Origin of the sequence: Marinobacter sp. UBA2498 (genome assembly GCF_002341575.1) — a bacterium.
Lineage (GTDB): Bacteria > Pseudomonadota > Gammaproteobacteria > Pseudomonadales > Oleiphilaceae > Marinobacter > Marinobacter manganoxydans.
Window position 1 is genome coordinate 11,499 of sequence record NZ_DDOI01000122.1, and the last position, 265, is coordinate 11,763.

The 265-nt window shown below is 60.4% G+C and carries 1 pseudogene; it reads right to left on the reverse strand.

Features of this window, described 5'->3' with window-relative positions:
* Nucleotides 1-265, reverse strand: a pseudogene (locus B2W52_RS16920) (alpha/beta fold hydrolase); the annotation flags it as partial.

Sequence of the window (265 nt, forward strand, 5' to 3'; positions counted from 1 at the left end):
CTGATCACGCTGGAATTCGCCGTCGCTCAATAGCTTCCTCAATAGCTGGCGGTCATGCCTGCTGGCCATTTCCTCGGCACCTTTGAGATAAAGTCCCGGGTGACGCCTGGATAGCCAGGCAATCAATGTGACGGCCAGCCGGGTCAATCGGGGACTGAGCCTGACCAGTTGCGGGCCCGGCCATCGTGTGGCCTGAACCAGTCCGCCGGAGCCTGGATATTCCGCAAAATGGGTGAGCCCGGAAAGGCAGACCCCGAGATCAACC